The organism is Streptomyces pluripotens (genome assembly GCF_000802245.2).
GTDB classification, from domain to species: Bacteria; Actinomycetota; Actinomycetes; order Streptomycetales; family Streptomycetaceae; genus Streptomyces; species Streptomyces pluripotens.
This window is the reverse complement of record NZ_CP021080.1, coordinates 6,393,262-6,420,258: the sequence shown is the minus strand read 5'-3', so window position 1 is coordinate 6,420,258 and position 26,997 is coordinate 6,393,262. Positions and strand designations below refer to the sequence as shown.

The 26,997-nt window shown below is 70.1% G+C and carries 23 protein-coding genes and 2 pseudogenes; 15 read left to right on the top strand and 10 right to left on the bottom strand.

Annotated elements, in window-relative coordinates; genetic code table 11:
• The first annotated feature begins 15 nt into the window (after positions 1–15).
• The gene (locus LK06_RS28470) at positions 16–1,101 is read left to right on the top strand and encodes a C40 family peptidase (RefSeq protein ID WP_052270171.1); all 1,086 of its coding nucleotides are present in this window, start codon (positions 16–18) and stop codon (positions 1,099–1,101) included.
• A 278-nt stretch (positions 1,102–1,379) separates the two neighbouring features.
• Here the strand turns inward: LK06_RS28470 and LK06_RS28465 are convergent, their stop codons facing one another.
• On the bottom strand, positions 1,380–2,054 hold the full coding sequence (locus LK06_RS28465; RefSeq protein ID WP_043432231.1) for an MmyB family transcriptional regulator: 675 nt from the start codon (positions 2,052–2,054) through the stop codon (positions 1,380–1,382).
• Between the two features lie 240 nt (positions 2,055–2,294).
• Between LK06_RS28465 and LK06_RS28460 the strand changes: the two genes are divergently transcribed.
• The 3 genes from LK06_RS28460 (at position 2,295) to LK06_RS28450 (ending at position 4,064) form a co-directional block, all read left to right on the top strand.
• On the top strand, positions 2,295–2,981 hold the full coding sequence (locus LK06_RS28460; protein ID WP_043432234.1) for a helix-turn-helix domain-containing protein: 687 nt from the start codon (positions 2,295–2,297) through the stop codon (positions 2,979–2,981).
• A 32-nt stretch (positions 2,982–3,013) separates the two neighbouring features.
• The gene (locus tag LK06_RS28455; protein WP_039655459.1) at positions 3,014–3,553 is read left to right on the top strand and encodes a hypothetical protein; all 540 of its coding nucleotides are present in this window, start codon (positions 3,014–3,016) and stop codon (positions 3,551–3,553) included.
• Between the two features lie 256 nt (positions 3,554–3,809).
• Entirely contained in the window at positions 3,810–4,064 is a 255-nt protein-coding gene (locus LK06_RS28450; protein WP_039655403.1) for a hypothetical protein, read from the top strand.
• Between the two features lie 152 nt (positions 4,065–4,216).
• Here LK06_RS28450 and LK06_RS28445 read toward each other — a convergent pair whose 3' ends face one another.
• From LK06_RS28445 to LK06_RS33895, 4 genes are all read right to left on the bottom strand, one after another.
• Positions 4,217–4,897: a 4'-phosphopantetheinyl transferase family protein gene (locus LK06_RS28445; RefSeq protein WP_174673948.1), complete on the bottom strand. Its 681-nt coding sequence runs from the start codon at positions 4,895–4,897 to the stop codon at positions 4,217–4,219.
• Positions 4,845–5,750, bottom strand: a complete 906-nt coding sequence (locus LK06_RS28440; RefSeq protein WP_043432237.1) for a metallophosphoesterase family protein — start codon at positions 5,748–5,750, stop codon at positions 4,845–4,847. Before LK06_RS28440 ends, LK06_RS28445 begins: the two co-directional genes overlap by 53 nt.
• 643 nt (positions 5,751–6,393) lie before the next feature.
• Positions 6,394–7,731, bottom strand: coding sequence for a 6-phospho-beta-glucosidase (locus tag LK06_RS28435; RefSeq protein WP_039655401.1), 1,338 nt, complete (start codon positions 7,729–7,731; stop codon positions 6,394–6,396).
• Positions 7,728–7,922 carry a hypothetical protein gene (locus LK06_RS33895; RefSeq protein ID WP_167747929.1) on the bottom strand — a complete coding sequence of 65 codons (195 nt, stop codon included), beginning with the start codon at positions 7,920–7,922 and terminating at the stop codon, positions 7,728–7,730. Before LK06_RS33895 ends, LK06_RS28435 begins: the two co-directional genes overlap by 4 nt.
• A 522-nt stretch (positions 7,923–8,444) precedes the next feature.
• Here LK06_RS33895 and LK06_RS28425 point away from each other — a divergent pair.
• Positions 8,445–9,845 (top strand): glycoside hydrolase family 16 protein, encoded by a 1,401-nt coding sequence (locus LK06_RS28425; RefSeq protein WP_043404807.1) that lies wholly within the window; start codon positions 8,445–8,447, stop codon positions 9,843–9,845.
• A 220-nt stretch (positions 9,846–10,065) separates the two neighbouring features.
• Here LK06_RS28425 and LK06_RS34640 read toward each other — a convergent pair.
• Positions 10,066–10,356 (bottom strand): annotated as a pseudogene (locus tag LK06_RS34640) (lipid II flippase MurJ); the annotation flags it as partial.
• Positions 10,357–10,734: 378 nt separating this feature from the next.
• Between LK06_RS34640 and LK06_RS33505 the strand changes: the two are divergent.
• The 8 genes and pseudogenes from LK06_RS33505 to LK06_RS28375 all read left to right on the top strand — a co-directional run bounded on the left by LK06_RS33505 (position 10,735) and on the right by LK06_RS28375 (position 18,127).
• Positions 10,735–10,929, top strand: coding sequence for a hypothetical protein (locus tag LK06_RS33505; RefSeq protein WP_039655398.1), 195 nt, complete (start codon positions 10,735–10,737; stop codon positions 10,927–10,929).
• 336 nt (positions 10,930–11,265) lie between these two features.
• Positions 11,266–11,474, top strand: a pseudogene (locus LK06_RS28405) (transketolase); the annotation flags it as partial.
• A gap of 441 nt (positions 11,475–11,915) precedes the next feature.
• On the top strand, positions 11,916–12,179 hold the full coding sequence (locus LK06_RS28400; RefSeq protein WP_039655397.1) for a hypothetical protein: 264 nt from the start codon (positions 11,916–11,918) through the stop codon (positions 12,177–12,179).
• Positions 12,176–13,759: a glucose-6-phosphate dehydrogenase gene (zwf, locus tag LK06_RS28395; protein ID WP_039655396.1), complete on the top strand. Its 1,584-nt coding sequence runs from the start codon at positions 12,176–12,178 to the stop codon at positions 13,757–13,759. Before LK06_RS28400 ends, zwf begins: the two co-directional genes overlap by 4 nt.
• Complete coding sequence (gene opcA / locus LK06_RS28390) at positions 13,756–14,682, top strand: glucose-6-phosphate dehydrogenase assembly protein OpcA (RefSeq protein WP_039655395.1); 927 nt, start codon at positions 13,756–13,758, stop codon at positions 14,680–14,682. Before zwf ends, opcA begins: the two co-directional genes overlap by 4 nt.
• A gap of 1 nt (position 14,683) precedes the next feature.
• Positions 14,684–16,333, top strand: a complete 1,650-nt coding sequence (gene pgi, locus LK06_RS28385; RefSeq protein ID WP_086083537.1) for a glucose-6-phosphate isomerase — start codon at positions 14,684–14,686, stop codon at positions 16,331–16,333.
• 17 nt (positions 16,334–16,350) lie between these two features.
• Positions 16,351–17,229, top strand: a complete 879-nt coding sequence (gene gnd / locus LK06_RS28380) for a phosphogluconate dehydrogenase (NAD(+)-dependent, decarboxylating) (RefSeq protein WP_071659308.1) — start codon at positions 16,351–16,353, stop codon at positions 17,227–17,229.
• Positions 17,230–17,434: 205 nt separating this feature from the next.
• Positions 17,435–18,127: a TetR/AcrR family transcriptional regulator gene (locus LK06_RS28375; protein ID WP_052270311.1), complete on the top strand. Its 693-nt coding sequence runs from the start codon at positions 17,435–17,437 to the stop codon at positions 18,125–18,127.
• 86 nt (positions 18,128–18,213) lie between these two features.
• Here LK06_RS28375 and LK06_RS28370 read toward each other — a convergent pair whose 3' ends face one another.
• The 4 genes from LK06_RS28370 to wecB are packed head-to-tail and all read right to left on the bottom strand — an operon-like array spanning position 18,214 to position 23,924.
• Positions 18,214–20,400, bottom strand: coding sequence for a glycosyltransferase (locus LK06_RS28370; protein ID WP_174673947.1), 2,187 nt, complete (start codon positions 20,398–20,400; stop codon positions 18,214–18,216).
• Complete coding sequence (locus LK06_RS28365; protein WP_043406383.1) at positions 20,397–22,217, bottom strand: hypothetical protein; 1,821 nt, start codon at positions 22,215–22,217, stop codon at positions 20,397–20,399. Before LK06_RS28365 ends, LK06_RS28370 begins: the two co-directional genes overlap by 4 nt.
• Positions 22,214–22,843 carry a class I SAM-dependent methyltransferase gene (locus LK06_RS28360; RefSeq protein WP_052270312.1) on the bottom strand — a complete coding sequence of 210 codons (630 nt, stop codon included), beginning with the start codon at positions 22,841–22,843 and terminating at the stop codon, positions 22,214–22,216. The genes LK06_RS28365 and LK06_RS28360 overlap by 4 nt, the downstream gene beginning before the upstream one ends.
• Positions 22,836–23,924 (bottom strand): non-hydrolyzing UDP-N-acetylglucosamine 2-epimerase, encoded by a 1,089-nt coding sequence (wecB, locus tag LK06_RS28355; RefSeq protein ID WP_043435266.1) that lies wholly within the window; start codon positions 23,922–23,924, stop codon positions 22,836–22,838. Before wecB ends, LK06_RS28360 begins: the two co-directional genes overlap by 8 nt.
• A 234-nt stretch (positions 23,925–24,158) precedes the next feature.
• Between wecB and LK06_RS28350 the strand changes: the two genes are divergently transcribed.
• Together LK06_RS28350 and LK06_RS28345 are read left to right on the top strand one after the other, a co-directional pair.
• Entirely contained in the window at positions 24,159–25,610 is a 1,452-nt protein-coding gene (locus tag LK06_RS28350) for a glycosyltransferase family 4 protein (protein ID WP_078859068.1), read from the top strand.
• 51 nt (positions 25,611–25,661) lie between these two features.
• Entirely contained in the window at positions 25,662–26,996 is a 1,335-nt protein-coding gene (locus tag LK06_RS28345) for a nucleotide sugar dehydrogenase (RefSeq protein WP_078859067.1), read from the top strand.
• The last annotated feature ends 1 nt before the right edge of the window (position 26,997 follow it).

The window sequence follows — 26,997 nt, the reverse complement described above, 5'->3', positions numbered from 1 at the left end:
CGGGCGGACGCCTCCGTGCCCACGGTGGCGGACTCCACCGCCCACTCCTCCGAGGTCGCTTCGGCGGGGGCGAATTGCGGTGTCCTCGCCTCCGGTGCCTCGGCCACCGCCGAGGCCGCCGTGCGGGCGGCCTGTTCCCAGGTCGGCGTCTGGTACACGTGGGGTGGCGGACACGGCGCCACGCCCGGCGCCACCTACGGGTACTACGACGGGTCCGATCCGGACAGCCTGCATGACGACGAGCGCCTCGGCTTCGACTGCTCGGGTCTGATGCGCTACGCCTACTACCGGGCCACGGGCAAGGATCTACTCAACGGCACCGCCAACGACCAGTTCCACACCTCACACGCCGCTGCCCGCTTCTCGGCCGGCCAGGGCACGGGCCCTCTGCTCCCCGGCGACCTGATGTTCTGGGGCAACGGCCACGTCCATCACGTCGCCATGTACCTGGGCGCCGGACAGATGGTCGAGGCGTACGAGTCCGGCACCCACATCCGGGTCACTCCCGTGCGCACCGGCGGGGACTACGCGGGCGCCGTCCGCATCAACCCGTCGGGGGCGCCGACTCCCCCGCCCGCGAACGGCGGTACCGTCTTCGAGACCTGGGGCACCGGTGTGCGCACGCACTCCTCGCCGAGTGTGCGGGGGTCGGTCGTGGACACCTTCCCCGGTCCCACGCAGGTGTCGGTGCAGTGCCAGCAGCACGCTGAGACGGTGACCGCCGACGGCTACACCAACGACGCCTGGTCCAAGCTGACCGACGGCTCGTGGATCACCAACATCTACCTCAAAGGTCCGGCCTGGCTGCCCGGCGTCCCGGACTGCGGCGGCAGCAGCCCGGCGCCGCCCAGCGGGGGCAGCAAGGCGCACCAGACCTGGGGCACCGGGGTGCGTACGCACAGCCAGCCCTACGTCAACGCGGCCGTCGTGGACTACTTTGCGCAGCCGACGACGGTCAACGTGGTCTGCCAGAAGCATGCGCAGCAAGTCACCGCCGACGGCTACACCAACGACGCCTGGTCCAAGCTGACCGACGGCTCGTGGATCACCAACATCTACCTCAAAGGTCCGGCCTGGCTGGCGGACGTGCCCGCCTGTTGACCCTCCGGATGGGCAGCCCCGTGCTCCGGCCCAGGGGGGGGCGGGCACGGCCGGGTCATTCCGGACCGGGCCGGATGGGCTCCCGTGCCTGCGGACCGCTGTCGGGAGGGTCCGCTCCGGTGCCGTAGGTCAGGCACGGGCACCACGGTGCGCCGCTGGTGCGGACAGTCCGCGGGTGCTCCCCCGGCCCCGGGGCAGCCTGCCCCGTCCTGGGCGCGCGGCGGCGCCGGCACGGCCTGCCCGGTACCGTCGGTGACCTGAACACCGGCGGTACCGGGTCAGCCTTCGGCGACCGGGACGACCGCGAGGTGCGCGCCGGTGCCGCGCGGCCGGCGACGCGCGCGACGCGCCGGCGCAGCCGCCCGGCGGGCATCGCGCAGGACCATGGTCAGGCGCCGGTAGCCGAGGCCCCGCAGGGTCTGCGGTGTCTCCTCGACGAGGCGGCACTCGGTGGTGCCCCGGCGCGGATCGGGGTGGAGGAGCAACCGGACGGCCCCGTCGAGTCGACTCGCGCCCTCGCCCACGGCCCGGAGCCAGTGCGGCAGTCCCTGCCGGTAAGCAGCCTCCATGATCGGATCCTGGGCTATATCCCGGCGGACGGACTGCAGTTCATGGTCGTGAGCGTACATGTCGAGCGCCATCCTGAGGTGAGCCAGCATCGGCAGGCACCAGCCCGGTTCATGCTCGCCGAGGATGTCAGCCGCGTCGGGATGGAACAGGACGAACCGCAAGAAGTTGTTCCCGGGCATGGCCGTCGGGTGGGGGCGCACCCCACGGAAGAGTGTCTCGAAGGAGCCGTTGGCCAAAACCACGTCCCAACGGTGGTCCACGACCAGGGACGGGAAGGGAAGGGACTCCAGCAGAGCGGCGTAGTCCTGGAGGTACTCCTGTGTCTCGCGGGTCTCGGGGACGGGCCGCGGCGCCGGCCCTTGCCCTCCTGCCTGATATGCCATCGGGAGGTCACCCCTCTTGCCTCTGCGGCCTTCACGCGGCGATGCGATCCTGCTGCCCCACCCCGAGCGGTGTCAACTATCGTGGCATTTCACGACGGTTGACGGCTGAAATTCGCCACAGTTGTGGCGACACCTGGATGTGAGTTCGAGGCACCGGCTACTCTCCGGGAAGTTCACGGCGACCGCTTGCGGCAAGCAGGCACGCGTCTGAGGCCCTCAAGAGACGTAGGAGTTCTGTCGGTGACGGATGGCTACGAGGATCCGGGCGCCACGGCGACCGCCCAGCTGCCGGCCGTCGTCGCCCGCGTCAGCACGCTCGCCGATCGCCTCGGCGTCCCGCACGCCGAGGTCTTCGACGTCGCGCGGCTCTCCATCGCCTGCGGGGTTCCCGAGCCGGTGGTCAAAGCCCTCCTCAGCGGGCGGTCGGCGGGGGAACCGGACGTCCAGGCACGCTTTCTGCAGCGCCTGGACCTCTTGCGTCGCACCCGGCTGAAGTCCAATGGCCGCAAATACACCCAGCAGGAGATCGCCGACGGGGCGGGTATGTCCCGGCAACAGGCCGGCGCCCTCATCAACGGGGACCGGCGGCCCACCATGGAGCACTGCGACGCGCTGCAGCGGTTCTTCCGGGTGCACGCCGGCTTCCTCACCGCGGAGGACCCGGAGGCGCTGGCGGGCACGTTGCAGCGTGCCGAGCAGGAGCTGCTGCAGAAACTCGCCGACCGCGAGCGAGCCGCGGCCGGGACCGCGGCCGGGACCAGGGCCGGGGCCAGAGCCGTCGAGGATCCACTGGAGCGCCTGCTGCAGGACCATGGGGTGCGCGGAATCGCCTGGCGGGCTGCACAGCTGCCCACCGACCAGCACCGGGACAAGGTCGCGGAGTGGCTCGACATGCTCCTGGAGAGCGTCAAGCGGCCCGAGTTGTGAGCCGGGGGAGGACTGTGGGCATCGGCAGGGACATGCGCCGGCTGTGCAGCGAACTGGTGGGCGGACTGACCCTACCGGTTCCCGTACCACCGCAGGAGCTGTACCGGACGCTGTGCGAGGCGATGAGCCGGCGCCGCGGCCGCCCGGTGAATTTCCGGACAGCTGTCTTCCCACCGGGCACGGCGAGTGGATTGTGGCTGGACCTGACCGATCGCGATGTCGTCGTCGTGGAGGAACGCACTGCACCGGACCACCAGTTAGTGATCCTGGGCCACGAGTTGTGGCACATGCAGGCCGACCACTCCGGTCATCACGCGGACGGAGTCAAAGTCGCCACACGACTGTTGCAGGACTACACCGACCAGGCCGCGCTGCAGGCAACGGTGCACCGGGTCGCGGCCCGTAGCCGGTTCGACCTCGCCGAGGAACGGGAGGCCGAGGCCTTCGGCCTGCTGCTGGCCAGCAAGTGCCGTACGTGGCTCGCGGGTTCGGCGCTACGCGGACCGGTGCAGCGCGACGACGTGGCCGGGCGCATCGAGGCGTCCTTGGGCTATCCGGGGCCGCAGGGCTGACTCGGAGGCACCGCAGCGGGTGCGCCGCGATGCGAGCCCGTCCGGGCCCGTTCGGCGCGGAGGGGAAGCGGCACCGCACGGCAGGCCGGACGCCGTCGGGAGTCCGAGCGGTTCGCCTCCGCCGAGCGGGCGAAACGGGGCGAAGCCGGGCGACGTTGTCAGTGGCGAGCGGCAAGCTGGGTACGTGCGCCGTACAGCGCGGCGCACGGCGCCGCAAGGCGCGTGATCGTGACGCCCGCTCGGGGAGAGCCGACCGATGCCCACCACCGTACTGACCGACCGTGAGCGCACCGCCGTACAGGCCTATCTGCGGCTGCTCCATACGGTGCGCGCCGCCTTCGACGACTCACCGGACGACGACCGGCCAGCCGTCGTCCCGCCCGCCGTACTCGCTGAGGCAGAACAGGCCCTCGCATGCACGGGCCTCGCGGGCAACGAGGAAGTCTTCTTCCGGCTGCTCAGGGGGTGGTGCCCGCCCGCACCGGCCGCCGGAAGACCGCCGCTGCCGTGACGCACGCCGTGCGATGACTACGGCGATGCGGGGCGGGTGCTGGGAACCAGACAGGCACCAGCCGCAGTGACGACGACGGTTCTACCGACGCCTTCCGGACGCCCCGGGCCGCGGAGGAACACCGCGGGCCCTGGGGCCGGACGCCAGTCCCGTCAGGGCCACGGTACTGCGACGGTCGTGGCCACCACTCCGTCGCGTACCGTCCACCGGCCGTTGAAGGCCTGCAGCTGGTGGGCGCCGACCAGGGGGCCGGGGACCAGAAGTTCGGCGTGGAGGACGCCTCCCAGCCCACCGCTCACCTCCGTGTGCAAGGTGATGTCGGCCTCGGAGAAGTCCAGCCACTTTCGGGTGAGGGGGTACCACGCCTTGTAGACGGACTCCTTGGCGCTGAACAGGATCCGGTCCCAGTGCACGTCGGCCCGCCAGCCGGTGAGCCGGGCGAGCCGCTCGGCCTCGGCGGGCAAGAAGACGCTGGCGCCGACACCCTCGGGAAGCGGCCCGTGCGGTTCGGCGTCGATGCCCAGAGAGGCCAGGTCCACGGCACGGACCAGAGCGGCGGCGCAGTAGCCGTCGCAATGGGTCATGCTGCCGACCAGGCCGGCTGGCCAGCAGGGTGCGCCCCGCTCGCCGCTGACCACGGGCTGCGGTGGCACACCGAGCTTCTCCATGGCGCGTCGTGCGCACCCGCGCACGCCCGCGAACTCGCGGCGGCGCTTGGCCACGGCCCGTGCGACGAGCGCCTCTTCCTCCGGGTAGAGCGGGGCGTCCCACAGCGGGTCGTCACCGTGCGCTTCCACGGCCACGACCGGCTCCGGGAGCAACTCCTCGATCACCGGTTTCAACCTCCATCGGCAGGACGCGACGCAATCTTCCCGGGGATCCGGGACGTTTGCGCCACTCGCGGGGATAGCCCACGGAGACCTCTTCGAAGCGGACTCCGTCGTGCCAGGTGGTGCGGGGGATGTGTAGATGGCCGTAGACCATGGTGGCGACGCGGAACCGGCGGTGCCAGTCCGCGGTCAGCTCCGTACCGCACCACATCGCGAACTCGGGGTGCCACAGGACTTGGGTGGGATGCCGATCCAGCGGGTAGTGGCCCGCCAGCACGGTCGGCAGGTCCTCGGGCAGCGCGGCAAGTCTGCGCTCCGTCTCGGCGACCCGCGCCCGGCACCAGTCCTCCCGGGTCGGGTACGGGTCCGGGTGCAACAGATACTCGTCACTGCAGACGATGCCCGTGCTCTCGGCGTAGGCCAAGCCCTCCGCCTTCGTGGCACAGCCAGCCGGCAAGAACGAGTAGTCGTACAGAAGGAACAGCGGGGCGACGGCAACCGGACCGCCGGGTCCCTGCCACACCGGGTAGGGGTCCTCTGGCGTCACCACCCCCAGTTCCCGGCACAGCTCGACCAGATGTTCGTAGCGGGCGACGCCGCGCAGTTTGACGGAGTCACGCGGGTGAGTCCACAACTCGTGGTTGCCTGGCGCCCACAGCACTTTGCGGAACCGGCCCGCGAAGACGGTCAGGGCCCAGCGGATGTCTGCGACGGTCTCCGCGATGTCACCGGCCACGATCAGCCAGTCGTCGCCGCTACTAGGGCGCATCTGTTCCACCAAGGCACGGTTCTCCGGATAGCTGATGTGCAGGTCGCTGATGGCCAGCAGCTGCCCCGGCCCCGCCGTCGACTCCACCCCGTGCCCCTCCCGATGATCAGCCCGCCGGCACCACCAGAACACACTTCCGGGCAGGGGACAAGAGACGCCCCGGCCGCGCTGCCTCGGCCAGCGGCTGTCCCCGCGGGCCCATCGACCGGTCCACACCGATCCGCCACACGCGTGTTGCACCCACGGCTCCCGCAAGCCCCATGGTCTCCCGACACCAGGGCCGCCTCGCATATCTCGTACACAGAGGCCGTCCGGTGTCCCTGCCTCCCTCCTGCCCGGGACGAGCCGCTTCCACCTGCCCGCACGCTCCGAAGGGCGGCCTGCATGCCCTCTCGCATACGCGTCCGGCTCCCCCCTACGCGGAGAACGTGTTCTTCGTGGACCAGCTGCGGCGAAATCCCCACGACCGCGCGGCAGGCAGTGGCTGCAGTGGCCGTGGTCGAGGACAGGGCGACCGCCTACGAGGCGGTCAGGTCGGTGGGCGCGCCGTACCTCCCTGGTAGCGAAGTCCGGTCGTCTCCAACTCCTCTCCTTCGTAGCAGAGCTGGAGACGACCGGGCACAAGACCTGTTTCAGCCTGCCGCTGGAGCGGGGGGCGGCTTCCGACTGTGTCTTTCCGGTTGGGTTCGCCACGCGTGGAGGTCACCCAGGAAAGCCTGGGCACAGGCGCTCATTCAAGATATGACAGGCCGGGATGAACTTCGGCGTAGCCCTCGACCAGCCTGCGGGCCACGGAGACCGAGTCGACCAGTGGATGCAGCGCGAACGCCTTCACCGCCGTCGCACGGGAACCGGACTCCGCGGCGGCGAGCACCTCGCGTTCGACGGCCTTGACCGCGCAGACCAGGCCGGTGGCATGACCGGGCAGCGGGTCGACGGCCAAGGGATGGGCGCCGCTCGCGTCGACCAGACAGGGCACCTCGATGACCGCGTCGGCATCGAGGACGGGCAGGGTGTAGCGGTTGCGCACGTTGAGGATCAAGGTGACGCGTTCATCGCGGGCGATGGCCCGCATCAGGGCGAGGGCGACTTTCTCGTACCCGCCGGACAGATCAACGGGCTCACGTTCGCCCGCGCCGGAGCTCTCCCGGTTCTCTGCCATGTACGTCGCCTCACGCTCGGCGCGGGTGCGGTCCCAGGCTCGCAGCGCGGAGACGCCGGGGGCACACGCCTCCGTGTAGAACCGGGCCTGCTGGTCGCGCAAGAAGGCACCCCGGGTCCTCTCCACCTCCTGGTAGGCGCGCACGGTCTCCCGGTTGAAGTAGTAGTAGTGCAGGTACTCGTTGGGGATCGCGCCGAGCGACTGCAGCCAGTCGGCTCCGAAGAGCCTGCCCTCCTCGAAGGAGCCGAGCAGCACCGGATCACCGAGCAGGCGGGGCAGTTCGTCACGGCCGGCGACCCGCAGGGCACGCACCCATCCGAGGTGGTTCAGGCCGACGTAGTCGACGAAGGCGTGCTTCGGGTCGGTCCCGAGGACACGGGTGATACGACGGCCGAGGCCGACCGGTGAGTCGCAGATGCCGATGACGCGGTCACCGAGATGGCGAGACATCGCCTCGGTGACCAGGCCGGCAGGATTGGTGAAGTTGATGACCCAGGCGTCCGGGGCGAGGCGGGCCACGCGCCGGGCGATGTCGGCGGCGACGGGGACGGTGCGCAGACCGTAGGCGATGCCTCCCGCGCCGACCGTCTCCTGCCCGAGCACGCCTTCGGCGAGGGCCACCCGCTCGTCGTTTGCCCGGCCCTCCAGGCCGCCGACTCGGATCGCAGAGAAAACGAAATCGGCTCCGCCCAGAGCCTCATCAAGGTTGGTGGTGGCACTCACCGCGGGTGCATACGGGATACCCGCGGCCTGTTCAGCCAGTACACGGGTTACTGCATACAGTCGACGGTCGTCCACATCATGCAGCACCACCTCGGTGATCCGCCCCTCGTCGTGGTCGGTCAGCAGTGCGCCGTATACCAGCGGCACCCTGAATCCGCCGCCGCCCAGAATCGACAGTTTCACGACTGCATCCTTCCCGCCGCTCCCGTCACGACCGCTTCGGCTTCGGCTTCGGCTTCGGCTTCGGCTTCGGCTTCGGCTTCGGCTTCGGCTTCGGCTTCGGCTTCGGCTTCGGCTTCGGCTTCGGCTTCGGCTTCGGCTTCGGCTTCGGCTTCGGCTTCGGCTTCGGCTTCGGCTTCGGCTTCGGCGAACACTACTCGCCACCGTCGCTCACCTCGCGGATCACTTTCACCGCGCGGGATCACCAAAGCTCACACCGCCGCATGCCCAGCGAGCCAAGTGCCGCGGATGGTCAGTGTGGGAGACCAACCCGCCGTCGGTCCCGATCAGGTCTCACGGTGACGAGCCTGTTCCCGAAGCCCAATCCAGAGTCGAGGCCCAAACCGGCACCCGGTGGGGGTGCCGGCCACGTGCCCGCCTCCGCCGACGGCCGCAAGTCGGTCGGGCCCGTACGGACGCTCCGCCGCCGGCGTGGGGCGCAGAACGTCCGGCTTGTCTTGCGACTCCGATGATCCGAACCCCACCGCGGAACGCCACCTGCGCCACGACTTCACCCCGTGAACTCCCATGCGGAACAAGCACTTTACTCGCTTCAAGTCTTGACGACTGCTGGGGCGGAGAGCACATTGGCAGCATTGTGAGAGCGCTCTCAGACGCTCCATGGGAGCGCTCTCACTAATTCCCGCACGCACACCTCCGCATCCGAGAGGCTCCCCATGAGCGCATCCTCCGGTACGCCCAGGCCCCGGCCCTTCCGGCGCGCCATCGTCGCCGTCATCACCACGATCGGTCTAGCCGCGGCAGTCGCTACGACCGCCACCACGCCTGCGGACGCATCCGCGCCCTCGCCCCCTCCGGGCTGGACGCAGGTCTTCGCGGACGACTTCAACGGCCCGGCAGGCTCTGCCGTCGACACGACAAACTGGCTGTACGACACCGGGACTTCGTACCCGGGCGGAGCCGCCGCCTGGGGCACGGGCGAGGTCGAGACGATGACATCGAGCACCAGTAACGTGGCACTGGACGGCAACGGCAACCTGCGCATCACCCCGCTCCGCGATGCCGCCGGCAACTGGACGTCCGGCCGGATCGAGACGACGCGCACCGACTTCCAACCGCCGGCCGGCGGCAAGCTGCGGGTGCAGGCACGGATCCAGATGCCCAACGTCACCGGCACCGCCGCCAAGGGCTACTGGCCCGCATTCTGGATGCTGGGAACGCCATTCCGCGGTAACTACTGGAACTGGCCGGACATCGGCGAACTGGACATCATGGAGAACGTCCAGGGACTGAACACCGACTGGGCGACCATGCACTGCGGCACCAGCCCGGGCGGCCCGTGCAACGAGACCTCCGGCATCGGCGACTCCACCTCCTGCGCCGGTGTCACCTGCCAGTCCGGCTTCCACACCTACGCGATGGAGTGGGACCGCTCCACCAGCCCCGAGGAGATCCGCTTCTCTCTCGATGGCGTCAACTTCCATACAGTGAAGGCGAACCAGGTCGACGCAACGACGTGGGCCGACGCCACCGATCACGGCTTCTTCCTCATCCTCGACGTGGCCATGGGCGGCGGTTTCCCCGCCGCGTTCGGCGGCGGCCCGGACAGCGGGACTGCGTCGGGCCGCCCCATGGTCGTCGACTACGTGCAGGTCCTGCGGTCCTCGGGCGGCGGAAGCAACACCACTCCCCCGCCCTCCGGCAACCGGGACGCCTACGGGGTCATACAGGCGGAGTCCTACGACAGCCAATCCGGCATCAGCACCGAGAGCACCACGGACACCGGTGGCGGTCAGGACGTCGGGTACATCGCCAACGGCGACTGGGCCCTCTACCAGGGCGTTCACTTCGGCTCGATGGCGGCGAAACAGCTCTACGCGCGGGTCGCGAGCGGTGCCGCGAGCGGCATCAGCGGCCTGGTCGAGGTACGCCTGGACAGCCGGAGCAACGCCCCCGTCGGCAGTTTCGCCGTCGCCGGCACGGGCGGCTGGCAGTCCTGGCAGACGATCCCGGCCAACATCAGCGCGGTGACCGGCACCCACGACGTGTACCTCACCTTCACCAGCGGCCAGCCGGCCGACTTCGTGAACGTGAACTGGTTCGGCTTCGGGCACTGATACGAAGGGCTCGGACACGGCAGCGTCGCCAGGGAGCTCTCACCGGTGGGTCGACCCCGTAGCGGCCCCCTCCCGACGGCCCGAGCACGGTCATCCCCCAACCGGCGTGACGCGTCCGGACGCACGCGCTTCCGGCCCGTCCCACCTCCGCTCGCACGGGCTGCTCAGGACCGCCGCGTGCGCGGCCCGTGTGTCCGCTCGGCCGTGGCCGCAACGCGGGTGGCATCAGCGGGTGGCAGGCGCTGGCCAAGGCGGTGTTCGCCGTGCTGATCCACACGGCCATCCAGAACGGGGACCGGGTGTCCTCGAAGGCAGCGAAGCCGCGCAGCAGCATGTACTGCGCAGAGAAGGAGATCAGGCCGAGCCCGAGAGCCTGGAGCATCTGGCCCAGCGGCACGGTGGACGCCGGATCGGCTGCTCCGTGAGCGAAGACCACCTGCGCCGATTACGGGCCGAGGGCCACGAAGAAGAAGGCGGCAGGAACGATGACGACGCCGCTGATGAGACGTCCGGCTCTCCTACGGAAGTCGGGCATGCCGACGTGGACGGTGGCGTGCCTGGCCGCGAGGTCGCGCATGACGGTGAGTTTCTGCTCGGCGGCGGCGAGGCCGGCCTCGACCGCGGCGACCTCGCCGAGCCGCCCCTGTCCCTTGACCTTCAGGAGCCGATCAAGCAGGTGCGCGTGGATCTCCTCCAATCGGGGCATCCGCTGGGGATCGGGTCGCAGGGCGGGACAGCGGATGCAGACTTCTCTGAGCTACGCACGCAGCGTGATCCTTGGGATGGCCTCGGCGCTGCCAGAGGAACGCGGCCTCGCTGCAGGGCCGGCAGTTGAAGAGGTGAACGTCATGCGGGTGACGCACGATGGGCAGTCGGGAGTCTCGTCGCTTTGGAGCCAGTAAGGCTCGCCGCCCAGCCGTCCGAGGACCGGCTCCTCCGTGGGTTCGTCAACGAGACGGAGGCGCAGAGCGGTGACCGCGCCCAGCAGCGTCTCGCCGTCGACCGGGACGATGGCCAGTGTGAGCTCACCGGAGAACTGGTAGGCGCGGTTGGCGCCGGCGGTGGCGTCCCAGTCGTCGAGTGATGCTGACGGTAGGCCTAGCGAACATCGGAAACTTCACGGACCGGTGCGGGGGCCTGCGTGCCCTCCCCCGACCCCGTCTTCGTCCCTGCCACCAGCCGTGCCACCACCCGCGGTGCCACCACCCGCGGTGCCACCATCCGCGGTGCCACCACCCGCGGCTCGGGGCTCTTTGTCGGCCATGCCCTTTTCGCGCCACCACCCCTGTCGTGCGTTCACCGTCCCAGACTCATGACGCTCCACAGGTTGACGCACCCCGACCTACCCTCAAAAAAGTCAGACTTTTAGTCTTGAACATGTGCGGCCAGCATCCATGCATCAAACAAGGATTTCCTGAAGATGGCGACTCAGACCTCCGTCGGCTTGGAGTGGACCGGCCTCGATCGGCGTGCCGTGGACACCGCCCATCTGCTGGCGGCTGATGCCGTGGAGAAGGCCGGCACAGCCGCCCGGGTACCGCGATCGGCCTGGCTCCCGTGGCGTATGCAATCTTTCAGAAGGTGATGCTCCATGCCCCAGCTGACCTGGATTGGGTCGGCCGAGATCGGTGTGCGCGACACCGCGACCGCGTTCACACGGGATCCCCGGGCTGAACGTCGTCCGCCCAGCGGACGTCAACGAGACCGCCGTCACCTGGGCCGAGATCCTGAAAAGGCACGCCACGAACCCCGCCTCACGCGGGCTCGCGCTCATCCACCAGGGCGTGCCGGTCCACACGCCGAACGAGGACTCGGCCGGGGGCGGCTACGAGTTGCGCGAGTCTCGACGAACGTCCCGGAGGTGATCACCACGGCGGGGGACTCCGGGAAGCAGCGGCCATGGCCGCGCAGGAGCGGCCACGGAGCGCGGGAATCGGCACACGGGTGCCCGCGAGCCGCTACCTAGCGCCCGCCCCGAAACCGACCCGCCGTGGCGGCGAGCACGGCACGAACAGCGACGAGAAGTCCACGAGAAGTCCGACGACGAACGCGACGAGAGAGATGACTAACGTGACCGTGACCGAAACATGCACGACCGCCGGAGCCCTCAAGCGGCTGTCGGACGAGGGGGCCTCCGTCCGGCTGGACGGACTTTCGCCCGGCGGCTACGCACGGGCCCGGGCCCGCCTGGCCGCCGTCGAGCAGCTCGGGATCTCCTCCGACGACGCCCGGCAGGTGGAGGAACGGGGCAGCACCACGTTCGAGGCAGCCTGGCAGGACCTGCTGGGCGCCGTCGCCGAGTCGCTGGACAACAAGGGAGTCGACCCCCGATGACCGACGATGCCTCCGCCCAGGCACCCCAAGAGGTGCGCGTCCCGGCAGCCTCGGCCCCCGACTGGGTGAACCCGCTGCGGGACGCCCGAGACCGCCGCCTCCCCCGGATCGCGGGCCCGTCCGGTCTGGTCATCTTCGGCGTGACCGGTGACCTGTCCCGCAAGAAGCTGATGCCGGCCGTGTACGACCTGGCCAACCGCGGGCTGCTGCCGCCGGGCTTCTCCCTGGTCGGATTCGCCCGACGGGACTGGGAGGACCAGGACTTCGCGCAGGTCGTACACGACGCGGTGCGTGAGCACTCCCGCACCCCCTTCCGTGAGGAGGTGTGGCAGCAGCTCTCCGAGGGCATGCGGTTCGTTCCCGGCGACTTCGGCGACGACGACGCCTTCAAGCAGCTCAAGGACGCCGTGGAGGACCTGGACTCCTCCCGAGGCACCGGCGGCAACTTCGCCTTCTACCTCTCGGTGCCGCCGAGGTTCTTCCCCAAGGTCGTCCAGCAGTTGAAGAAGCACGGACTGGCGAACCCGCCCCAAGGTGCATGGCGGCGCGCGGTCATCGAGAAGCCGTTCGGCCACGACCTGGCCAGTGCCCGTGAGCTGAACACCATCGTGCACGACGTTTTCGAGCCGGACCAGGTCTTCCGCATCGACCACTACCTGGGCAAGGAGACCGTTCAGAACATCCTGGCGCTCCGCTTCGCCAACCAGATGTACGAGCCGGTGTGGAACCGGTCCTACGTCGATCACGTGCAGATCACCATGGCCGAGGACATCGGTATCGGCGGCCGGGCCGGCTACTACGACGGCATCGGCGCCGCCCGGGACGTCATCCAGAACCACCTGCTGCAACTGATGGCCCTGACCGCCATGGAGGAACCGATCGCGTTCGACGCGGAGGCGCTGCTCACCGAGAAGCTGAAGGTGCTCACATCGGTGCGGCTACCGAAGGACCTCGGCCGGTACACCGTGCGGGCCCAGTACGCGGACGGCTGGCAGGGCGGCGAGAAGGTCGTCGGCTACCTCCAGGAGGAGGGCATCGACCCCCGGTCGAAGACCGACACGTACGCGGCGATCAAGCTGGGGATCGACAACCGCCGCTGGGCGGGCGTCCCCTTCTACCTGCGCGCCGGCAAACGGCTCGGGCGCCGCGTGACCGAGATCGCGGTTGTCTTCCAGCGGGCCCCGCACTCCCCCTTCGACCACACCGCCACCGAGGAGCTGGGGCAGAACGCGATCGTCATCCGCGTCCAACCGGACGAGGGCATGACCGTACGGTTCGGCTCCAAGGTGCCGGGCACCTCGATGGAGATCCGGGACGTCTCCATGGACTTCGCCTACGGCGAGTCGTTCACCGAGTCGAGCCCGGAGGCGTACGAGCGGCTCATCCTGGACGTACTGCTCGGCGACGCCAATCTGTTCCCCCGTCACCAGGAAGTGGAAGAGTCCTGGAAGATCCTCGACCCGATCGAGGAGTACTGGACGGCGCACGACAGACCGGCACAGTACGCGTCGGGCAGCTGGGGACCGAGGGAAGCCGACGAGATGCTCGCACACGACGGACGGAGCTGGCGCAGGCCATGAAGATCGACCTGACCGACACCACGGCAAGCAAGATCAACAAGGCGCTGGTGCGGGGCCGCCGTGCCATCGGCACCCCCGCCGTCGGCATGGTCCTGACGATGGTCATCGTCACGGACGAGGAGAACGCCTACGACTCCATCCGAGCGGCCGAACAGGCCTCGCACGAGCATCCCTCGCGCACCCTGGTAGTGATCAAGCGGCACGCTCGCACCCTGCGCGACCGCACGCACTCAAGGCTGGACGCCGAAGTCCGGGTCGGCTCCGAGGCCGGCACCGGTGAGACGGTCGTGCTGCGCACCTACGGCGAGGTGTCCGACCACGCAGGCTCGGTCGTGCTTCCGCTGCTGCTGCCGGACGCCCCGGTGGTCGTGTGGTGGCCGGTGGACGCGCCGGACACGCCGTCACAGGACCCGCTCGGCGCCCTGGCCCAGCGCCGGATCACCGACCTGTACGCCGTCGACCGGCCGTTGGAGGTCCTGCAGACGCGGATGCTGAACTACGCGCCCGGCGACACCGACCTGGCCTGGACCCGGCTCACGCCGTGGCGTTCGATGCTGGCCGCCGCCCTGGACCAGGCCCGCGTGCGGGTGACGTCGGCGGCCGTCGAGGCCGAAGCGGAGAACCCCAGCGCCGAACTACTGGCCCGCTGGCTGGAGGCCCGCCTGGGGGTGCCCGTGGACCGCGTGGTCACCGCCGGACCGGTCGTCACCGCCGTGCGCCTCGGCACCGGCTCCGGCGAGATCGTCATCGACCGCCCCGAGGGCCCGCTCGCGACCCTGACCCTGCCGGGGCAGCCGTCGCGCACCCTCGCCCTGAAGGTTCGCCCCACCTCTGAACTCATCGCCGAGGAGCTACGCCGCCTCGACGCCGACGAGATGTACGCCATCGCCCTCAAGGGCGAGGCCGGCAAGGAGAACGCCTGACATGCCCGACGCCCCGTCCATCACACCGAAGCCCACCCGGCGGCCCGAGTGGACGGCACTGGCCGACCACCGCGCGGGGGGACAGCCGAACCTGCGCGAGCTGTTCGCGACGGATCCCGGCCGCGCCGAACGATACGTCGTCAAAGCCGGCGACCTGCACATCGACTACAGCAAGCACCTGATCACCGACGAGACCCTGGTCATGCTCCGGGAACTCGCCACCGCCACGGGGGTGTTCGCGCTGCGGGACGCGATGTTCCGCGGCGAGAAGATCAACATCACCGAGAACCGGGCCGTGCTGCACACCGCGCTGCGCGCTCCCCGCGACGCGGTGATCGAGGTCGACGGAGAGAACGTCGTCCCGAAGGTGCACGCCGTGCTGGACAAGATGGCCGGCTTCGCCGAACAGGTCCGTTCCGGCGCCTGGACCGGTCACACCGGCAAGCGCATCAAGAACGTGATCAACATCGGCATCGGCGGCTCGGACCTGGGGCCCGCGATGGCGTACGAGGCACTGCGCAGCTTCACCGACCGCACCTTGACCGTCCGTTTCGTGTCGAACGTGGACGGTGCCGACCTGCACGAGGCCACCCGCGACCTGGACCCGGCCGAGACTCTGTTCATCATCGCCTCCAAGACGTTCACCACGATCGAGACGATCACCAACGCGACCTCCGCGCGGACGTGGCTGTTGGACGCGCTCGGTGACGCGTCCGCGGTGGCCAAGCACTTCGTCGCGCTGTCCACCAACGCCGAGAAGGTGGCCGGTTTCGGCATCGACACGGCCAACATGTTCGAGTTCTGGGACTGGGTGGGCGGTCGGTACTCGTACGACTCCGCGATCGGCCTCTCCCTGATGATCGCCATCGGCCCGGACCGGTTCCGGGAGATGCTCGACGGCTTCCGCCTGATCGACGACCACTTCCGCACCGCCCCCGCCGAGGCCAACGCCCCGCTGCTGATGGGCTTGCTCGGCATCTGGTACGGCAACTTCTTCGACGCCCAGTCGCACGCTGTCCTGCCGTACAGCCACTATCTGTCCAGGTTCACCGCGTACCTGCAGCAACTGGACATGGAGTCCAACGGCAAGTCGGTCGACCGGGACGGTCACCGGGTCGAGTGGCAGACGGGTCCGGTCGTCTGGGGCACCCCGGGAACCAACGGGCAGCACGCCTACTACCAGTTGATCCACCAGGGCACCAAGCTGATCCCGGCGGACTTCATCGGCTTCGCCGAGCCGGTCGCCGAACTGAGCGGGGAGGTCAGGGCCCAGCACGACCTGCTGATGGCCAACTTCTTCGCCCAGACCCAGGCCCTCGCCTTCGGCAAGACCGCCGACGAGGTCCGCGCCGAGGGCGTGCCCGACGGGCAGGTGGCGCACCGCACCTTCCGCGGCAATCACCCCACCACCACAGTCCTCGCCACCGAGCTGACCCCCTCGGTCCTCGGCCAGCTGATCGCGCTCTACGAGCACAAGGTGTTCGTGCAGGGCGCCATCTGGAACATCGACTCCTTCGACCAATGGGGCGTGGAACTCGGCAAGGTCCTCGCCAAGCGTGTGGCACCCGCCCTGACCGAGGGCACCGCCGTACCCGGCCTCGACCCGTCCACCACGGCCCTGGTCGCTGCCTACCGTTCTCTCAGAAAGTGAATCCGGTCATGACAGCCATGCAGTTGGGCATCGTGGGTCTCGGCAAGATGGGCAGCAACATGCGCGAGCGGATCCGCCGCGCAGGCCACACCGTCGTCGGCTACGACCGCACCCCCGAACTCAGCGACGTCAAGAGCCTTGCCGAACTGGTCGGGCAGTTGGACGCACCCCGCCACGTGTGGGTGATGGTGCCCGCAGGCACCGCCACCCAGACCGTCATCGATGAGCTGCGGGACCTGCTGTCCCCCGGCGACACGGTGATCGACGGCGGAAACTCCCGCTGGACGGACGACGAGAAGCACGCCGCCGAACTCGGGGTCAGGGGTATCGGCTTCGTCGATGCCGGTGTCTCCGGTGGCGTGTGGGGCCTAGAGCACGGTTACGCCCTCATGGTCGGTGGCGACAAGGAGCGGGTGGAACGGCTGCGGCCGGTGTTCGACGCGCTCAAGCCGGAAGGCCCGTACGGCTTCGTCCACGCGGGCCGGGTCGGTGCCGGGCACTTCTCGAAGATGGTCCACAACGGCATCGAGTACGCGATGATGCAGGCCTACGCCGAGGGCTGGGAGCTGCTGGAGAAGGTCGACTCGGTGGAGAACGTCCGGGAGGTGTTCCGTTCCTGGCAGGAGGGCACCGTCATCCGTTCCTGGCTGCTGGACCTGGCGGTCAACGCCCTGGACGAGGACCAGCACCTGGAAGGCCTGCGCGGTTACGCCGAGGACTCCGGTGAGGGACGCTGGACCGTGGAGGCCGCGATCGACAACGCGGTGCCGCTGCCCGCGATCACCGCGTCCCTGTTCGCCCGGTTCGCCTCCCGGCAGGAGGACTCGCCGCAGATGAAGATGATCGCCGCGCTGCGCAACCAGTTCGGCGGCCACGCCGTCGAGAAGACGGACTGACCGGCCCGGGCAGCCCACCGCCGGTGCGCCGCGTTGAGGGGGACGGACCCCGTCGATGTGGCGCACCGGTCCGCTCCGAGGGGGCCACCGGACCGGTCCGGTGGCCCCCTCGGAGCGAGGTGGAGCGAGGAAGGACAGCCCCTGCTTCTACAATCACCGGCACGCAAACGCGCGCCCCAGGTGTTCCAAGGCCCGAAGGAATCCGATGACCAGCGTCGATGAGCCGGCACGCCCTGAGGGAAGGGTGCGCGACGCGGCCCGCACCAAGGCCGAGATCCTCGATGTGGCCACGCAGGAGTTCGCGCGGGCCGGCTACGACGGCGCCCGGGTCGACGAGATCGCGGCCCGCACCCGCACCACCAAGCGGATGATCTACTACTACTTCGGCGGCAAGGAGCAGCTGTTCACGGCCGCGCTGGAACGTGCCTACGAGGTGATCCGGCAGGCCGAGCAGCAGCTGGACGTCGAACATCTGGAGCCGGTGGCGGCGATCAGGCGGCTGGCCGAGGTAACCTTCGACCACCACGAGGCGCACCCGGACTTCATCCGCCTGGTCAGCATCGAGAACATGCACGGCGCCGTCCACATCGCGGGCTCCGAGAAGCTCGGCAGGATCGCTTCCCCGGCGCTGGAGGTGATCCGCCGCATCCTGGCCGCTGGGCGGGAGTCCGGTCTCTTCAAGGCCGATGTGGACGCCGTCGACCTGCACGCGGTGATCAGCTCGTTCTGCTTCTTCCGGGTCGCCAACCGGCACACCTTCGGCACGCTGTTCGGCCGGGACCTGGTGGACCCGGTGCGGCGGGAACGCTTGCGCGCCATGCTCGGGGACATGGTGATCGCCTATCTGACGGCGGACCGCGCCGAGACCGGTGCACCGGGGTACGGCGAGGCCGGCTGATCCGTTGGTCGCCCGTCCCCGGTCGAACGCCCGCAGTCGCCCACCCGAGCACGGGCGCACCCGTGCCCGGCTCCACGGGGCCGGGCTCAGCCGGTCACGAGGTCCGTCCAAGCCGCCGTCACACGGTCCAGCGCATAGGACTCCCGCACCTGGGCCCGGGCCAGACCAGCGGCTGCCCGCCAGGTCGCCGGATCGCCCAGCGCGGCGATCGCCTCCGCCATCGCCGCCGGCCCGTCATGGATCCAGCGCCGGTCGTAGATCTCGTCCGCCCCGGGCCACGGCAGCAGCGCCGGTACGGCACCGGAGGCCATCCCCTCGGCCGGAGCAAGGTGGAAGCTCTCGTCGTCGCTGGTGGACAGCACGTGCCCCACCCGGCGCAGCCAACCCGCCACGTCCGCGCCGAACTCGTCGAAGACGACCGCTCCTCGTAGCAGCGGGGAGGTCTGAACTCGGCGCAGGATCGCGTCGTAGTGCGCCCGCTCCTCGGCCTTGTTCCAGATCCACCAGTACTGCCACGGCGGTTGGGACTTGACCGACAGGTGCCAGCGCCGGTCCCGGGCGCGCAGCGTCTGGAGGACGTCCAGACCGAGGTCGAGGCGCTTGCGGCTGGGCGCGATCCCGATCATGCCGAGACGGAACTGGGCTCCGGGCGTCTTCGGCCGATCGAGTTGGTCGGCATCCACCCAGTTGGGTACCACCGTGACCTTGGCGGCCGGCCAACCGGTGTGTTCCAGGGTGCGGCGGGCGTAGTACGGGCTGACGCACACCACCTGGTCGACGGCACCGATGTCCACCTGTCGCGGCCAGACGGCGTCCAGTTCGAACCGGTGGAGCCGGATCACGAGCCGGCTGCCGCGCCGCTTGTGGCGGCTGTACCAGACGGCGGCCGGCCCACACCATTCGACGATCACCACGTCGGCCCAATCGGCCAGTTCACGGCTGGCAGCCGGGTCGTGCCCGGCAAGCGCGGGCCAGGCGTCGACGCGCACGTCGAGTCCGGGCAGGGCACGCAAGTGATCGAGGATCCGGGTGAAGAACTTCAGGTCATGGCCCGCCACACCAACCCTCAGCGGGCGGGTGCGCCCGGTCACGGCGGCAGGCGCGGGTGGGAAGGCCTGATCGAGGTGGGTGCGCCAGCGGGCGGCGGCGGCCTCAAGGGTGTACCGTCCGGCGGCGTCCCGGCAGCGGTCGACCGCGAGCCGTCGGGCCCCGGGGTCGCGGGCGGCACGGGCAATGGCCGCGGCGGCGTCCTCGGGTCCGGCCCGGCCGTCGACGTAGAGCGGGTAGCCGACTCCCAGCAGCGCCTCGTGCGCGGGGGTGCGGTTCAGCACGACGGGCAGACCGAGCGAGCCGAACTCCAGTACTTTGGTGGACAGTTCCAGGCTGGAGTCGAGCAGCGGGTCCCGCCAGCCGAGGCCGAGGTCACAGGCCGCGGCAATGCGCATCGCCTCCTCGCGAGGCTGCCCGCCGTGGTGCCGGACGCCGGGGGTCCCCCCGTGCAGAGACCGGAACATCGCGTCCCGGAAACCGGGCTGTGCGGGATCGTCGTGAATCTTGTCGCCGACGGTGTGCAGTTCGACATGCACACCCCGGCGGGCCAGCAAGGAGGGCAGTTGGGTCATGGGAAGGGTGTTCCACAGCGGTGCGAACTTCCCGGTATAGACGAGCCGCAGCGGATCGTGCGGCTGGTCGCGGCACGGGACCTCAAAGCTGGGTTCCGGCACGGCCGGCGGGCAGAGCACACTCCGGCCGCAGGCCTCGGGCACCCAGGTTTCCAGCAGGCAGCGCAATTCCTCGGTCTGGCAGAGGAGCCGCCGGGACGCCACGGCGATCGAGGCGAGTTCCGCGCGGGCCTGCTCGGTCATCGTGGCGGCGGACTGCGGGATGTCGGTGAGGTAGGCCCAGATCCGCCCGCCGAAGTGACCGTCGGCGACGACCTGACCGACGAGCCTGCGCCCGCGTAGCACCAGCAGGTCACAGGCCTCCTCGCGGTCCAGCCGGGCGAGCAGCCGGGAGGCCTGCACCGGTGACAGCGGTCGGCCCCGCTGCCCGTCGACAAGCCGTTCCTCGGCCGGCCGCACCACCGTCACCCCGGGCAGCCCGGCCAGCGGGTCGGTGAGCCGTCCCGTGCGCACGGGGGCCTTGAGCACCAGCCGGGTCTCGCATCCCGCCAACGACAGCGCCTGCACGGTCGACTGGGCCCAGACGGCGGAGCCGTCGATGAGGTTGAGGTCCACATCGCCGTAGACCAGGGCCCGTACCACCCGGCTCATGACGGCTCCTTCCCGCATACGGCGAAGAGACGGTATCCCTGGCCGCACCAGGTCTCCGGCGGTGTACCCGCGGTGTGAAGGGACGAGCGCACGAGGAGTGGCCACCGCAGTTCCGGTACGAAGGTGTAGTCGGCTGCCGCTCCGGCACGCCCCAAAGCGTCCGCCCCTGAGTGTTCCTGAGCGCACATCAGGTCCAGCAGCAAGGTGTCCGGGCGTTCTCCGGCCGGATCGGTCCAGTACGCCGTCCAGGGCGCGGTGGGCAGCCCGGTACGGACGGCAACGCCCGCACCGGTGAGTTCCTCCAGACCCGCTGGGTCCGCGACGACCACTTCGGCCGGACGGTGCCGCTGGCCGAGTACCTGTGCGACCAGCCGGGCCACGTCGTGCCGGTCACGCGGCTCAGCCAGTACGGCGACCCGGCGCTGGTCGAGCGGGTCCGGGGCGCCCACCAATCGGGCCAGTTCCGCCAGCCGCACCCGGGTGCTGTCCCGCTGGAACACCTCACGCAGCCGTTCCCTGCCGTGTTCGGCCGGGTCGAGCCGGGAGAGACACACGCCGGTGCCGGCGTCGAGCACGGCGTCCCAGGTCAGCCGGGCGAGGCCCGGCGCTGCAGCCCCCGGGGCGTCCCGCCACAGGACAGCCGGACGGCCCAGAGCCCGTGCCTGGGAGAGGAGTTCGGCCAGCTTCCGGTCCAGGTCGGGAGCCAGGCCGGTGCCCAGGAGCGACCAGGGTCCGTCACCCGTGCAGGCGCTCAGCTGCACCACGACCGCGTCGGGGTCGGTGCGTTGCAGCAGGAGGACGGCGTCGTGCGGAAGCATCCGGTTCACGATGGCGTCCGCCGCGAAGTCCCCGGCGGTGCGGTCGGTCAACACACCGGCGATCACCAGACGGTCGCGGGGCACACAGGAGAAGGCACGGTGAACGAGGTGGAGGCGCCCGTCGGCGGCCACGGCCGTGGAGCCGTCCCCGGCGGGGCGGGATGCCGGCACCGGCTTGTGCGCGGTGCGCCCGCGCCACAGTCCGAACAGTTCCCTGGGCAGAGTCACCGCGGCACGCCGCGGGCGGCGCGCCGCCGAAACCAGCGCCTTGCCCACCTTCAGTGAGGTCGAGCCCTCCAGCATGGCCACCCGCGCCTCCAGCGCCCCGGCCCGCTCGCGTGCCGCACGCAGCGCGGCGGCCAGTTGTTCCTTCTCCTGGACGGCGGCGGCCAGGCGGTCGGTGAGCCTCTCCTCACGGGCGGCGTCCCGCAGGTGTTCCGCCTCCTGCGCCCGGCGCTGAAGATCGAGGTGGCGGGCCCGCAGCGAGCGGGAGACGAGGTCGGCGAGAACGTACTCGCCGGCCAGGCGCAACGTGGCAGCGAAGCCGTCCGGCGGCACCGGGCGACCGAACCAGTCGTGCGTCGGCAGGAGTTCGTCCGTACCGAGGCACACGAAAACCGCACCGGCGTGTAGGTGTGCGTAGTCGAGCGGGGCAGCGCGCAGCACCTGGCAGCGGTGAGCCACCAGACTGTCCAGGAGCCGGTGATAGGGCGGCTCCGGCCCGGGGTGACCGAAGAGGAGCAAGCCTCGCCCTCCGGGCCGGAGGCGTTCCAGTACGGCGAGGCAGTCGGCTTCGGTGCCGTACAGAGCAGGGTCCGGGCCGTACGGGACGAGTACCATTTCGCCTTCCCCCATGTGTCGTTCGCCATCGTCGTCGAGCAGGACGACACCGTCCGGGAGGTGCAGGTAGGGCGCGAGACGCAGGCTGTGAGGGGCCGCGTCGATGACCGTGGTGACGCCGTCCAGGTGCGGGTGGAGCAGATCGGTCAGGCGCATCATCGGGTCCTCGTGAAGACGTGGAAGCCGACCTCGGACTCCCTGAAACCGTATGGCCGGAACTCGGTGTGCCGCAGGCCGAGGGGTTCAAGTTCAGCGCGGTAGGCGGCCGTCGGCCGGTGCAGCGTGTGGTCGTCGCGCTTGCGGGGCCCGGTCCGGTCCTCGTCGGTGAGGATCAGCTGTCCGGTGAGTCGGACCAGGGAGGCCAGGTTGCGCAGCGCCGCCGACCACTCGGGGTCGTCGAGGAGATGGAAGAGGACGTCGATGCACAGGACGACGTCGTACGGCCACGGGCTGCGCCATGCGTCCAGCCGGGCCCGGGCGTAGTGCGGACCTCCGCCGGCGGCGCGAGCCCGTTCGACGGCCTCCTCGCTGGCATCGAAGGCATCCACCTGATGTCCACAGCGGGCCAAGGCCCGCGCGAAGGAGCCCTCGCCACAACCCGCGTCGAGCACGAACAGGGGAGCTGCCGGGCTGCTGAGGTCTCCGACGAGTGAGAGCAGCGTGCCCAGCCGCAGCGCGTGGTACAGCTCGTTGCCGGCCCGGTCGAGGCCGGGGTGGCCATCGGGGGCGAGCTCGTGCTGCTCGCGGTCGCGGGTGTCCCCGTAGCCGAGGGTCGCGTCAGTCATGGTGCTCCAACCAGCGGGTGACGACGCGGGCGATCCGGACGCCGGCCCTGCCGTCCCACAGGGGCGGCCCTTCGGCGGGTGCGGACGGCCCCGCGTCGAGTGTTTTGCACAGGGCGGGCACGAGTTCGGTGTGCGTGACGAGCCGGTTGGTGCCGTGAGTGACAGTGACCGGGCGTTCGGTGGTGGTGCGCAGCGTCAGGCAGGGTACGCCGAGCACTGTGGTCTCCTCCTGCACCCCGCCCGAGTCGGTGATCACGGCCGCCGCGCCGCGCACGAGGCTCATGAACTCGATGTATCCGAGGGGTTCGATGAGGTGCACACCGGGCGCGGCAGCCAGGCCGGCCGCGTGCAGCGTCTCGCGGCCGCGGGGATGCAGGGGGACGACGAGGTCGAGCGCGCGGGCTGCCTCGGTGAGCGTCCTCGCGGCGGCGCGGGCGGCCTGGGGATCATCGACGTTGGCGGGACGGTGCAGGGTGACCACGCCGTAGCGTTCGGGCAGTTCGTACGTGGTCCGCGCGGCGGCCGGGTCGAAGAGGTCCAGGTGGGTGAGCAGGGTGTCGATCATCGGGTTGCCGACGAGGTACGTCCGGGCCGGGTCGGCGCCTTCGCGGGCGAGATGGCCGATGGCCTCGGGGCTGGTGGCGAACAGCAGCTCGGCCAGCTGGTCGACCAGGCGGCGGTTGACCTCCTCGGGCATCGTCATGTCGAAGCTGCGCAGGCCCGCTTCCACATGGGCGACCGGGATATCCCGCTTGGCGGCGGCCAAGGCGGCGGCGAGCGTCGAGTTGACGTCGCCGTACACCACGACCAGGGCTGGTGCGCGGACGGCCAGCTCGGCGTCGAGTGCCACCAGCAGATCGGCGGTCTGCCGAGCGTGGCTGCCGGAACCGACGCCCAGATCGGTGTCCGGTCGGGGAAGTCCCAGCTGGCGGAAGAACACGTCCGACATCCGGGTGTCGTAGTGCTGCCCGGTGTGGACCAGGACCTGGTCGCACCCGGCCATCCCGAGCGCGGCGACGACTGGTGCCGCCTTCACGAAGTTGGGCCGGGTGCCGACCACATGGAGTACTCGGCCGTTCATTGTCCTCGCCTTTCGTCGGCGGTCCGCGGGGAGATCAGGAGGGGGACCAGAGGAATCCGGGGCGGCCAGGGGCCGTCAGGGACGACCAGGGCAACCGGAGGCTCACGGGATCAGGGGTGGTCAAGGGACTCTGCGGGGGGTGGGTGAGCCGGGCCGTAGGCGCGTGCACGGCACGGGTGTGCTCCCGCGGCGGCGCGGGCGGCGGTGCTGCGGTCTTCGGCCTACCGTGGCGACATGTCCCGCCGTGTCCCCCGCGCTGTCAGTCTGGCCGCATCCGTCGCCTGGGGCGAGTTGCGCCACGATCCCGCCAGGGCCGCGCTCCTCGGTGTACGGCTGCTGCCGGAACCCGTGCGACGCCGGACACGGCCGGTGGAACGCTGGCTGTCCTCCCGGGCCCGTACGACGGGGCCGGGCGCGGCTCCGTCCGCCGTCCGGGTGAGCGCCCCCACGGGTCGGCCGGTGTGCCCCGTGCCCGGACGGGTGCTGCACGTGGTGACCAACTCGCTGCCGTTCGTCCACGCCGGGTACACCGTGCGTACTCAGAAGCTCGCCGAGGCGCAGCGGGCCGCGGGGCTCGACCCGCACGTCGTGACCCGGATCGGGTTTCCGGTGACGCAGGGGGTGGTGGACGCCAGCCCACTGCAGACCGTATGCGGTGTGCCGCAGCACCGGCTGCTGCCCGTGTGGCTGCCCTACGGGCAGGGTCCGGCACTGGCCCGCAACGCCGAACTCGCCGCGCGACTCGTGGCACGGCTCCGGCCCGCGGTGCTGCACGCGGCCAGCGACCACGGCAACGGACGGGTAGCCCTCGCCCTGCGGGAAACCTTCGGGCTGCCGGCGGTATACGAAGTACGGGGCTTTCTGGAGGAGACCTGGTTGACGCAGGATCCGACACGCAGTCGACAGGATCCCGTCTACCGCATGCGACGCGAGCTGGAGACGCACTGCATGCGGGAAGCCGACCTGGTCCTGACCCTCGGTGCCGCGATGAAGACCGAGATCGTGGCGCGCGGTGTCCCCGCCGAGCGGGTGCTGATCGTCCCGAACGCCGTGGACGACACCTTCCTGGCTCCGCAGCCGGACGGGGCGGGGCTGCGTGCTCGCCTCGGTATCGCCCCGGACGAGTTCGTGGTCGGCACCGTCAGCAGTCTCACCCCGCACGAGGGGATTGGCACACTGCTCCGTTCGGGTGCTGAGCTCAGGCGGCGCGGAATTCGGCTGCGGTTGCTGATCGTGGGCGACGGCCCTGAGCGCGTGCCCCTGCGGCGGATGGCCGCACGGCTGGGCCTGGACGATGGCACGGCCATGTTCACCGGACGAGTGCCGCACACCCAAGTGCCTTATTTCCATGCTGTGTTGGACGTGTTCGCGGTGCCGCGCACCGACGAGCAGGTGTGTCATCTGGTGACCCCTCTCAAACCGGTCGAAGCGATGGCGAGCGGTATCCCCGTACTGGCAAGTGATCTCACCGCCATCAGGGAATTGGTCAAACCAGAGGTTAACGGGCAGCTAATTCCCCCTGAATCACCCCGGGCTTGGGCAGATGCCCTCGAAACGGTGCTTTACAGTCATAAGCGACGACTCGAATGGGGAGCGGCCGCTCGCGCGATGGTCACGCGGGAACGCACCTGGGCCCGGGTCGCCACGACGACCCGCGAGGCGTATCGCTCTCTCGGATGCGTCTGAAGTCCTGCACCCTCCACCACCAGTCCAGCCGTGAAGGCCGGGTGATTCCTTATGCAGGTCGAACGGAACCAACACCTCGGGGACAGCAGTGAACCGCTCGGGGACGAGCGGCAGGAAGGACGGCCCGACGCCGTCGAGCTCGCAGTGATCGGACTCGGTTACGTCGGACTGCCCCTGGCCCGGGAGGCGGCCTCGGTGGGCCTGCGTGTCGTGGGCCTGGATCGCGACCCACGGGTCGTCACACGGCTGAACTCCGGCCGTTCGCACATCGATGACGTGTCCGACCGCGACGTGCGCAGGATGCGGGACGCCGGTTTCACCGCTTCCACCGATGGTGCCTGTCTGGCCCGGGCTCAGACCGTGGTGATCTGTGTGCCGACACCGCTCGGTGAGGACGGGGGACCGGACCTGGGCGCGGTCGTCTCGGCTGCCCGCGCGGTGGCCGGCCACCTGCAGCGCGGCCAGTTGGTAGTGCTGGAGTCGACGACCTATCCGGGCACCACCGAGGAGGTCGTACGCCCCCTATTGGAGGAGACCGGGCTGCGCGCCGGCGAGGACTTCGCGCTCGCCTTCTCTCCCGAGCGGATCGACCCCGGCAACACCCAGCACGGGCTGCGTGAGACGCCGAAGGTGGTCGGCGGATGCACCCCGTCCTGCGCGGTGCGTGCGGTGGCCTTCTACGGCAAGATCGTGGACACGGTCGTACAGGCCAGGGGCACCCGCGAGGCCGAGATGGCCAAACTCCTGGAGAACACCTACCGGCACGTCAACATCGCCCTGGTCAACGAACTGGCCATCATCAGCCGCGAACTGCACGTCGACGTGTGGGACGCGATCCGCTGCGCGGGAACCAAGCCCTTCGGCTTCCAGGCCTTCCGCCCCAGCCCCGGAGTGGGCGGCCACTGCATACCCATTGACCCCAACTACCTCTCCTACAAGGTACGTTCGTCCCTGGGGCACGAGTTCCGGTTCATTGAGCTGGCCCAGGAGATCAACCGACGCATGCCGGAGTACGTGGTCCGTCGGGCCCAGGACCTGCTCAATTCCGCGGGACGCCCGCTGCACGGTTCACGGGTCTTGCTGCTCGGCATCACCTACAAGCCGGACGTCGCCGACCGGCGGGAGACCCCGGCAGTGCCCGTGGCACGGCTGCTGAAGGAACGGAAAGCCGAGGTCGCCTTCCACGATCCGCACGTCCCGCTGTGGTCCGTCGACGGGGTCGCCGTCCCCCGCGCCGGCGATCTGACGGCCGCACTGCGCGAACAGGACCTGACGATCCTGCTCCAGGACCACTCCGCCTACGACTTGCGGGCCATCGCCGATACCGCGCGGCTGCTGTTCGACACCCGCGGCCGGATCTTCCAACCCGGCGTTGAGGTTCTCTAGA

What these genes read in the sequence shown, in the direction of transcription:
- LK06_RS28425 (WP_043404807.1), top strand. Translation starts at nt 8,445, where the DNA reads ATGAGCGCATCCTCCGGTACGCCCAGGCCCCGGCCCTTCCGGCGCGCC.
- LK06_RS28450 (WP_039655403.1), top strand. Translation starts at nt 3,810, where the DNA reads ATGCCCACCACCGTACTGACCGACCGTGAGCGCACCGCCGTACAGGCC.
- gnd (WP_071659308.1), top strand. Translation starts at nt 16,351, where the DNA reads ATGCAGTTGGGCATCGTGGGTCTCGGCAAGATGGGCAGCAACATGCGC.
- LK06_RS28345 (WP_078859067.1), top strand. Translation starts at nt 25,662, where the DNA reads ATGCAGGTCGAACGGAACCAACACCTCGGGGACAGCAGTGAACCGCTC.
- LK06_RS28375 (WP_052270311.1), top strand. Translation starts at nt 17,435, where the DNA reads ATGACCAGCGTCGATGAGCCGGCACGCCCTGAGGGAAGGGTGCGCGAC.
- zwf (WP_039655396.1), top strand. Translation starts at nt 12,176, where the DNA reads ATGACCGACGATGCCTCCGCCCAGGCACCCCAAGAGGTGCGCGTCCCG.
- LK06_RS28465 (WP_043432231.1), bottom strand. Translation starts at nt 2,054, where the DNA reads ATGGCATATCAGGCAGGAGGGCAAGGGCCGGCGCCGCGGCCCGTCCCC.
- LK06_RS28370 (WP_174673947.1), bottom strand. Translation starts at nt 20,400, where the DNA reads ATGAGCCGGGTGGTACGGGCCCTGGTCTACGGCGATGTGGACCTCAAC.
- LK06_RS28360 (WP_052270312.1), bottom strand. Translation starts at nt 22,843, where the DNA reads ATGACTGACGCGACCCTCGGCTACGGGGACACCCGCGACCGCGAGCAG.
- LK06_RS28350 (WP_078859068.1), top strand. Translation starts at nt 24,159, where the DNA reads ATGTCCCGCCGTGTCCCCCGCGCTGTCAGTCTGGCCGCATCCGTCGCC.
- LK06_RS28365 (WP_043406383.1), bottom strand. Translation starts at nt 22,217, where the DNA reads ATGATGCGCCTGACCGATCTGCTCCACCCGCACCTGGACGGCGTCACC.
- LK06_RS28455 (WP_039655459.1), top strand. Translation starts at nt 3,014, where the DNA reads ATGCGCCGGCTGTGCAGCGAACTGGTGGGCGGACTGACCCTACCGGTT.
- opcA (WP_039655395.1), top strand. Translation starts at nt 13,756, where the DNA reads ATGAAGATCGACCTGACCGACACCACGGCAAGCAAGATCAACAAGGCG.
- wecB (WP_043435266.1), bottom strand. Translation starts at nt 23,924, where the DNA reads ATGAACGGCCGAGTACTCCATGTGGTCGGCACCCGGCCCAACTTCGTG.
- pgi (WP_086083537.1), top strand. Translation starts at nt 14,684, where the DNA reads ATGCCCGACGCCCCGTCCATCACACCGAAGCCCACCCGGCGGCCCGAG.